The sequence below is a fragment of the Prevotella conceptionensis 9403948 genome (assembly GCF_000312305.1).
Taxonomy (GTDB): domain Bacteria; phylum Bacteroidota; class Bacteroidia; order Bacteroidales; family Bacteroidaceae; genus Prevotella; species Prevotella conceptionensis.
This window is the reverse complement of record NZ_HE999445.1, coordinates 187,787-195,377: the sequence shown is the minus strand read 5'-3', so window position 1 is coordinate 195,377 and position 7,591 is coordinate 187,787. Positions and strand designations below refer to the sequence as shown.

General features: G+C 47.2%; 9 protein-coding genes and 1 pseudogene. 3 read left to right on the top strand and 7 right to left on the bottom strand.

Annotated elements, in window-relative coordinates; translation table 11 throughout:
- From folK to BN93_RS17375, 7 genes are all read right to left on the bottom strand, one after another.
- A partial coding sequence (folK, locus tag BN93_RS05125; RefSeq protein WP_084768702.1) for a 2-amino-4-hydroxy-6-hydroxymethyldihydropteridine diphosphokinase occupies positions 1-358 on the bottom strand: 358 nt, incomplete at its 3' end.
- 26 nt (positions 359-384) lie between these two features.
- Positions 385-1,551 carry a tRNA preQ1(34) S-adenosylmethionine ribosyltransferase-isomerase QueA gene (gene queA, locus BN93_RS05120; protein WP_019187270.1) on the bottom strand — a complete coding sequence of 389 codons (1,167 nt, stop codon included), beginning with the start codon at positions 1,549-1,551 and terminating at the stop codon, positions 385-387.
- Between the two features lie 379 nt (positions 1,552-1,930).
- Positions 1,931-2,641, bottom strand: coding sequence for a tRNA pseudouridine(55) synthase TruB (gene truB / locus BN93_RS05115; RefSeq protein WP_019187269.1), 711 nt, complete (start codon positions 2,639-2,641; stop codon positions 1,931-1,933).
- Entirely contained in the window at positions 2,641-3,501 is an 861-nt protein-coding gene (locus BN93_RS05110) for an undecaprenyl-diphosphate phosphatase (RefSeq protein WP_019187268.1), read from the bottom strand. The genes truB and BN93_RS05110 overlap by 1 nt, the downstream gene beginning before the upstream one ends.
- 6 nt (positions 3,502-3,507) lie before the next feature.
- Positions 3,508-3,765, bottom strand: a complete 258-nt coding sequence (locus tag BN93_RS05105; RefSeq protein ID WP_019187267.1) for a DUF3098 domain-containing protein — start codon at positions 3,763-3,765, stop codon at positions 3,508-3,510.
- 268 nt (positions 3,766-4,033) lie between these two features.
- The gene (locus BN93_RS05100) at positions 4,034-4,915 is read right to left on the bottom strand and encodes a cell division protein FtsX (RefSeq protein ID WP_019187266.1); all 882 of its coding nucleotides are present in this window, start codon (positions 4,913-4,915) and stop codon (positions 4,034-4,036) included.
- Positions 4,916-4,970: 55 nt separating this feature from the next.
- The gene (locus BN93_RS17375) at positions 4,971-5,369 is read right to left on the bottom strand and encodes a hypothetical protein (protein ID WP_157462667.1); all 399 of its coding nucleotides are present in this window, start codon (positions 5,367-5,369) and stop codon (positions 4,971-4,973) included.
- 132 nt (positions 5,370-5,501) lie between these two features.
- Between BN93_RS17375 and BN93_RS05090 the strand changes: the two genes are divergently transcribed.
- The 3 genes and pseudogenes from BN93_RS05090 to BN93_RS17900 all read left to right on the top strand — a co-directional run.
- Positions 5,502-5,849 (top strand): hypothetical protein, encoded by a 348-nt coding sequence (locus BN93_RS05090; protein ID WP_019187264.1) that lies wholly within the window; start codon positions 5,502-5,504, stop codon positions 5,847-5,849.
- Positions 5,840-6,052 carry a hypothetical protein gene (locus BN93_RS18460; protein WP_157462665.1) on the top strand — a complete coding sequence of 71 codons (213 nt, stop codon included), beginning with the start codon at positions 5,840-5,842 and terminating at the stop codon, positions 6,050-6,052. Before BN93_RS05090 ends, BN93_RS18460 begins: the two co-directional genes overlap by 10 nt.
- A gap of 1,270 nt (positions 6,053-7,322) precedes the next feature.
- Positions 7,323-7,591, top strand: a pseudogene (locus BN93_RS17900) (type VI secretion system tip protein VgrG); the annotation flags it as partial.

Below are 7,591 nucleotides of genomic sequence, written 5' to 3'. Positions count from 1 at the left end.
ATTGACGTTCGTTCTTGTGTGGGTGCGGTATCACGAGGTCGGGTTCGTTCACGTGCAGGTCGTCGTAGAGCAAGATGTCGATGTCTATTGGGCGGTCGTGGTACTGTCCATCAGTGCTTTTTTGGGTGCGTCCCAATGCGCGTTCGATGTCTTGTGCGGCCTTCAACACCTCTCTTGGCGACAGTGATGTTTGGCTACATACGGCCGCATTGATGAAGGTGTTGGTAGAGTTGAACCCCCAAGGGGCGGTTTCGAGCAGAGCCGATTGGCGCACAACGGGTCCAATCAGCTCTGATATTTGTTTGATGGCTAGCTTGATATTGGTTTCGCGGTCGCCCAAGTTAGCCCCAAGACTCATGTAAACCTTATGTTCGTGCACGGCTGTTAGTCGTTGAGAATGAGCAATGCGTCGCCAAAGCAGCCAAACTTATACTCGTTTTCTACCGCCAGACGATAGGCTTCCATCACGAGATCGTAGCCTCCAAATGCCGCTGTCGACATCAACAATGTGGAGAGTGGGTGATAGAAATTGGCCATCATCGTGTCGGCTAGTCCGAAGTCGTAGGGCGGGAAGATAAAGCGATTGGTCCATCCCGTGTACTCTTTCAGCATCCCGTCGGTACCGACGGCCGTCTCAGTGGCTTTCACCACGCTCGTTCCGATGGCGCAGACACGTCTGCCTTCTGCTTTGGTCTTATTCACGATGGCGCATGCTTCTGCCCCAATGTGCATTGATTCAGAATCAACTTTGTGCTTGGTTAAGTCTTCCACTTCAATGTCGTGGAAGTTGCCCAATCCGCAATGGAGCGTGATGAATGCCGAGTTGATGCCGCGAATTTCCATTCGTTTAAGCAGCTCGCGACTGAAATGCAGCCCTGTTGCAGGTGCGGTTACGGCTCCTTCGTTGGCCGCGTAGATGGTTTGGAAGTCTTCTATGTCTTCTTCCGTGGCGTGGTGGTTCTCGCGTTTGTCGATAATGTAGCGTGGCAGGGGCGATTCGCCGAGGGCGAAGAGCGAACGTTTGAACTCATCGTGGTCGCAGTCGTAGAGAAAGCGTAGTGTGCGTCCACGGCTCGTTGTGTTGTCAATCACCTCGGCCACCATTGTTCCGCTGTCGTCGAAGAATAGCTTGTTGCCAATACGTATTTTGCGCGCAGGCTCCACCAAAACATCCCAAAGGCGCATTTCTTGGTTGAGTTCGCGTAGCAAGAACACCTCAATTTTGGCGTCGGTCTTCTCTTTCATTCCGTATAGGCGAGCCGGGAACACCTTTGTATCGTTGAAAATAAACGTGTCTCCTTCGTCGAAGTAGTCTATCACGTCGCGGAATTGCAGGAAGTCGCCCTTTACAGGTTTTCCTTTTTTGTCTTTACGGAAGAGGTCGATGGTGCCCGACTTCTTGTGAAGTACCATCAGTCGGCATTCGTCGCGGCGTGTTAGTCGCGACATTTCCTTTTCTCCCTTTTCGTTTTTTATCTCGTGATACACGCTGTTGGGATACAGGGCGATTAGCTCTTGCGGCAGCTTGAAGTTGAATTGTGATAGCTTCATGTTGATGTTTTATATTGTGGAGGGGTTGTTACTTAATGAGTTTACAAGTTGACGAGTTGACGAGTTTACAAGTTGACGAGTTGGTGAGTTAACCAGTTAACGAGTTTGCAGGTTCACAGGTTCTCAAGTTAACGAGTTCTCAAGTTCACAGGTTGACGAGTTTACGAGTTTGCAAGTTCACAAGTTTACGAGTTCACAAGTTTACAAGTTTACGAGTTTGCAAGTTCACAAGTTAGCGAGTTAATGAGTTAACAAGTCCGTTTCGCTCTCTGCAACTAAATTATTGGCTTTGCTCCTGACTACTTCCTTACTACTTATTACTTACTCCTTACAACTTTGCTCCCTTTCTCCTTACTCCTCTACTCCTACTACCTTATTCCTAAGAAAGGGAGTTCTCGATATCTTGTTGGTCGAGCCATTCCTTAAAGAAATCTAGTTGTAAGCAGTTCTCTACGCGTATGTCGCCCACCCTTGTACGTCGCAAGGCGGTGAGATATGCGCCACTTTGCAGTGCTCGTCCCACATCGCGCGCCAAGGCTCTGATGTACGTACCCTTGCCGCAGACCACGCGGATGGTGAGTTGCATTTGGCTTGGGTCGAAGTTCAGCACTTCTATTTCGTCTATTCGTAGCGTCTTTGGTGCCAGTTCCACGTCTTTTCCCTTTCGTCTAAGGTCGTAGGCGCGGTCGCCGTTCACCTTTACGGCACTGTATGTTGGCGGAACTTGTTGTATCTCGCCCACAAACTGTTGTAGGGCGTTGTCGATGGCCTCGCGAGTGATGTGACTTGTTTCAAAAGTCTCGTTAACAGGATGCTCCATATCGTAGCTAGGCGTGGTAGCACCCAGTTGCAGTGTGGCCACATACTCTTTGGTGTGGGCTTGTAACTCGGCAATACGCTTTGTTGCCTTACCCGTACACAGCACCAATACGCCAGTTGCCAAAGGGTCGAGCGTTCCTGCGTGTCCAATCTTTACGCGCTTAACGCCAAGACGTCGCGACAACAAGTACCTTACGCGAGCCAACGCCCCGAAAGAAGTAATCTCGTAGGGCTTGTCGATGCAGATAATCTCGCCTTCTTGGATATTCATTAGTCTACCATAGCTAGTGAATTACCTGCGAGCAGCCACGCTAAGATGGCACCACCCACGATGATGCGGTACACACCAAAGGCCCGGAAACCGTATTTGGTGAGGTAGGCGATGAAGGCTTTGATGGCAACGAGTGCCACAACGAAAGCCACCACACTGCCTAGAACCAGCGTTCCTACATGGCTGGCAAGCATAGAATAGTCGCCAGTCTTATGCATGTGGAGGAAAAGTTTCAGCAAATCGAGGCACGTTGCGGCGAACATGGTTGGCACGGCGAGGAAGAACGAGAACTCGGCAGCGTCTTTTCGCGTGAGCTTTTGTGTCATACCGCCTACGATTGTGGCCATGGAACGCGACACACCAGGTACCATAGCGAGGCATTGGAATACGCCAATGGCAAACGCACGGCGTGTGGTGAGCTTTGTTTCGGGCGAACCGTTGCCGAAAAGCTTATCGCAGAACAGCATAAACACGCCGCCCACAACGAGCATAACGGCCACCACCATCACGTTTCCCAGTAAGGCATCAATGTACTTGTTGAAAAGTCCGCCGATAATCATCGCAGGGATGAAGGCAACGAGCAGCTTATAGTAGAAGTCCCACTTGCGCAATGTGCGCTGAACGGGCGTCAGTCCTTCGGGAGGCGTGGAGTGGTCGAGCCTAAAAAAGCGTTTCCAATAAAGCACCACCACCGCGAGGATGGCCCCAAACTGGATGATAACGTCGAAGGCTTTCACAAACTCGTCGCTATGGATGCCCAGCAGGGCTTGTGTAATAATCATGTGGCCCGTAGACGATACGGGGAGAAACTCGGTGAGTCCCTCCACGATGGCCACGATAATGGTTTGCAGTATATCCATGTCGTGTTACGCTTCTTGTTGCTCTTCTTGCTGCTCTTTCGGGTCTTTGGGTTTGCGTATCACTGCGTAGATGATGGAGATGAAACCAATAAAGCACACCACGGGGGCGACTTTGATGCGTGTGGCACTGAAAATGTCGGGGTTGAAAGCGGTCTCGGTAGAGCCTGGCCCGCTCATCAGTATTAGTCCCAATAGCACAATTGCCATGCCCACGGCTAACAAGATGAAGTTCATCTTGTCGAAAGCGAAGTTCTTTTTATCCATGTTTGTTGTATTCGTATTTGTGTGTTGGCCATGTCGCGTGTGTTGGCGTAGTGCGACAGTGGCCTCAACATTGATGTTTCGATGTTTGTTTACACCATATAGTTATAATGTGCGGCGTGCGTTAGTCGGATGTTTTTTCCGCTTTGTTCGGTCGATGCACTCCTTATTTATAATGGTGGCGATTGTTCAAAGCAAAGTGTCGGCCGTTTCTTTCGGTCGAATTACACCTTATTATATATGGGCAGCGTGTGCCTTACCTTGCAATCTATTATATTTTATACAGTTCGCCAGCCTTCATACGCAAAAATCGGTTTACCGAAATGTATGCGCAAATGGCGGTGATGAAGATGCCGAAGAGCAGTACGGCACAGCCCGTTATGGCCAATACCTGCCAAGTGATGATGCTCAGCATATTCTCTTGGTAGCGATAAAGCCCGTACACACAACATGCCAGCACCACAATGGCCAACAAGGCGGCCACAATACCCACGCCGACGGCTTGCTTAATGAAGGGACGGCGGATGAATCCCCACGACGCACCAACTAGTTTCATGGTGTGTATGGAGAAACGGCGTGCGTATATGCCCAGGCGAACGGTGTTGTTGATGAGCGAGAACGACACGAAGGTGAGCAGTGCGGCCAGCGCCAACAGCACCAAAGATATTTTGCTTAGGGTACTGTTCACGTCCTCAACCAGTTCGTGTTGGTAAGTGATGTCGGCCACCTTGGGATAGGCTTTGAGTTCTTTCGAAATCCAATTAAGCGAGTCGTTATTGGCGTAATCGCCTTTAAGGGTTAGCTCGATGGATGCCAGGAACGGGTTGTCGCCCCCAACAAATTCGCTGGGGTCGCTGCCCATAGCGGCCGTTTGTTCTTTAAGGGCCTGCTCTTTACTGATGAAGGAGAGGCTCTTTATGTACGGGCGCGCCTGCAAGCGTGTGCAAAGGCGTTGCGCTTCGGGGTTTGTTAGGTCTTGGTCGAGCATCATGGTCACTACGAGGTTCTCCTTTACGTAGTTGGTAAGGTTGCGTGTGCTGAATACCGAGAGCACTATTATGCCCAGCAAAATAAGCACCAGTGCGGTGCTTATGCATAGCGTTATTACCTGCAACCCGTAGCGGCTGCGGGCTTTGTTGTGTTTCTTTCTCATTTTAAAATGGCACTATTACACCGAATTTCCTGCAAAGTAACGAAAAAAACTCTAACTATACAATGTTTTTAACGCTTATTAGCGAAAAATGGGGCGTAGAGGATGCCGCGCGATGGTGTAGGTGCATTAGGCTTGTTGCATCTAATTGCCCTGAGAATGCCGTTGGGAAGAGCAAAAAAACTTTGCGGTAGCTAGAAAAAGTTTTAAATCTGTTTGCGTTAACCTTTGGCGGTAGGCTAAAAATGTGTAACTTTACTTTTGCTGTCATTGTCGGTCGTCCTGCTGATGTAATCGCAGGCGCCCCACGAATAGTTTCTACCGGTGAAGTGGTATTGACTTTTCTCTTTCTTATACCTGCACTTTCCAAATCGACGTACACGTCGCTATTGGATTTTTTTGATGTTTTCTTTGGGGTTTTACCGATTGCTTGAACGAAAAGTGTTATCTTTGCCATTGGGAGTAGGCGAGGTGATATTCATCACTAAGATAAAGCTTATTCTTGGCGTTACTTCTTTTTAGTAAAAGCGTTTAGGGCAACAATGAATTAAACAAACAGTATTCATAAAAAGGTGGATACCATTAGAAAATGGAAGAGGTGTATTATTTAAAAGAGATAGAAAGAATTAAATCTATTTTAGAAGATTATTATAACGAAGATTTTAATTCAAATGAGGAGGACTTTTATGTAAACAAATCCAATAAAGAACTGATAGAGAAACTGATTATAAATGTAAAACGTGATGATGAAATACCTGTTTCCAACAAAAGTTACCTAATCAAGGAAGCACTTGTACTCTTAGCAAAGAATACTGGGTGCGCAGAGGATGAGGCTATTTCTGAAGAAATATTAAGCAGATTATTTGTTACGCAGACAATCGTTCAGCAGGATATTGAGTATTACTCTAAGCTAAAGTCTACCAGAAGATGGATTTAATTTTAAATTCGCTAGCAGACTCCACGCTGGCAAGGCGAGCGGATGGGCTGCACATGTTCTCTGAGTTGTCCACACAATGGTGTGTGCGGATTTGTTGTGTCTTTGTCGCACCGCTCGACAGCGACAAGCAAAAGGTGAAAGTTGGAAATACGCTCCACGCTTTTCTACACAAGGGGCAGTGTAACTGGCTGAACAACGAGTAGTAATAACTAAAAATAGGACATATGAAAGAGGAAGTATATGAAACCGTCTTAACTTTTAATCTTTCTATAAATTGAGCGGAGTTTGTTGTCTTTGTGATGCCAACACGAGATAAACACTCCGCTCATATACGAAGTCCAGGACAAATCAACTCACTAGTTTATAAACTCATGAAAGACCAACAACTCCTGAATTCATCAACTTACAAACTCACAACTCATCAAGTCATCAACTAGCAAGCTCACTAACTCCCCAACCCCCGAATACATCTACTCTCTAACTTACAAACTCTCCAACTCACAAGCGCATCAACTCGCAAACCTTACTAACTCCCCAGCTCCCGAATATATCTTCTCCCCAACTCAAAAACTTAAATTATTATCTTTTATTTTACAAAGATGCTCTATTTTTCGCTCCGTTCTAGCGAAAATAGGGGTTAAAAAGTAGGCAAATGTCTACCATTTCTAACCTTGTACGCCTTTCGCTTTGTCTATTTTCAAGAAAAGAACCTGCGTTTTGCACCATTTTGCCTTTCTATTTTGGTCGCCAACTCATAATTTTCCAAGCCCAATTACCCGCTTTTTACCCCCTAAAATCCCACTTTTTAACGACGATTTCGCCCTTTCCGACCATGTTTTTCATGGTTCGAAAGGGTTTTGTTTATGCAATCGTAGTGTATTTTTATGCTTTTCGTATCACATTTAGCGGCATTTCATACTGCGTTTAGCATCAAAACACACTGCATTTTGCACCAAAACGCACTGCATTTTGCACCAAAACACACTGCATTTAGCGGCATATTGCACTACGTTTAGCACCAAAACGCGCTGCATTTTGCTGCAAATCACCCAAAAACGGGTGTTCGTGGCGGTCAGTTTAAATAAAAATTCATTTCGCCTGCATGTACAACTGCCCTCTTTTTGCACCAAAACAAACCTTCGCGAGAATCTATTTTTTGCGGCAAGGTAGGCGGTTGGTGGGCAAAAAAGGCACTCATAATGTTAAAATTTGCGCCGAAAAGTTGACAATTTTAGGCTGGAGAGTTGACTAGTCTAGGTTGGCGAGTTGACTAGTTCGGATTGGCGAGTTGACAATTTCGGGTTGGCGAGTCGATAATTCCCAGGTTTAAATATCGTTAAAGGGAAGATGTTGGCCCCCTTAATTTGTTGCCGTTTTGGATTTGTTTTACTAACTTTGGCTTTCGGAGACAACTTAATTGCAAGTCTCCGGCTTTAATTTCCACCACGACTAGAAACCTCAAAAACAACGCCTATGAACCTGTGGACACCCAACAACGACATCGCCGTGAGCATCGGCGGCAAGCCCCTTTTCTCGTTCAAGTCACTCAGGCTGCACCAACCCATAAACGACCATCACCGCTTTGAGCTCGCCTTGGACTTCGAGGTGGCGGCCAAGGCCCTGGAAGACGGTACGGAATGGCTGGGCAAGCGCATACAAATCAAGAGAAGGGAGGCGAATTCGTTCCTGTTCGTCGGGGTCGTCACGCAGGTGAACGCCTGCCGGGAGAACCTGGACAGCGG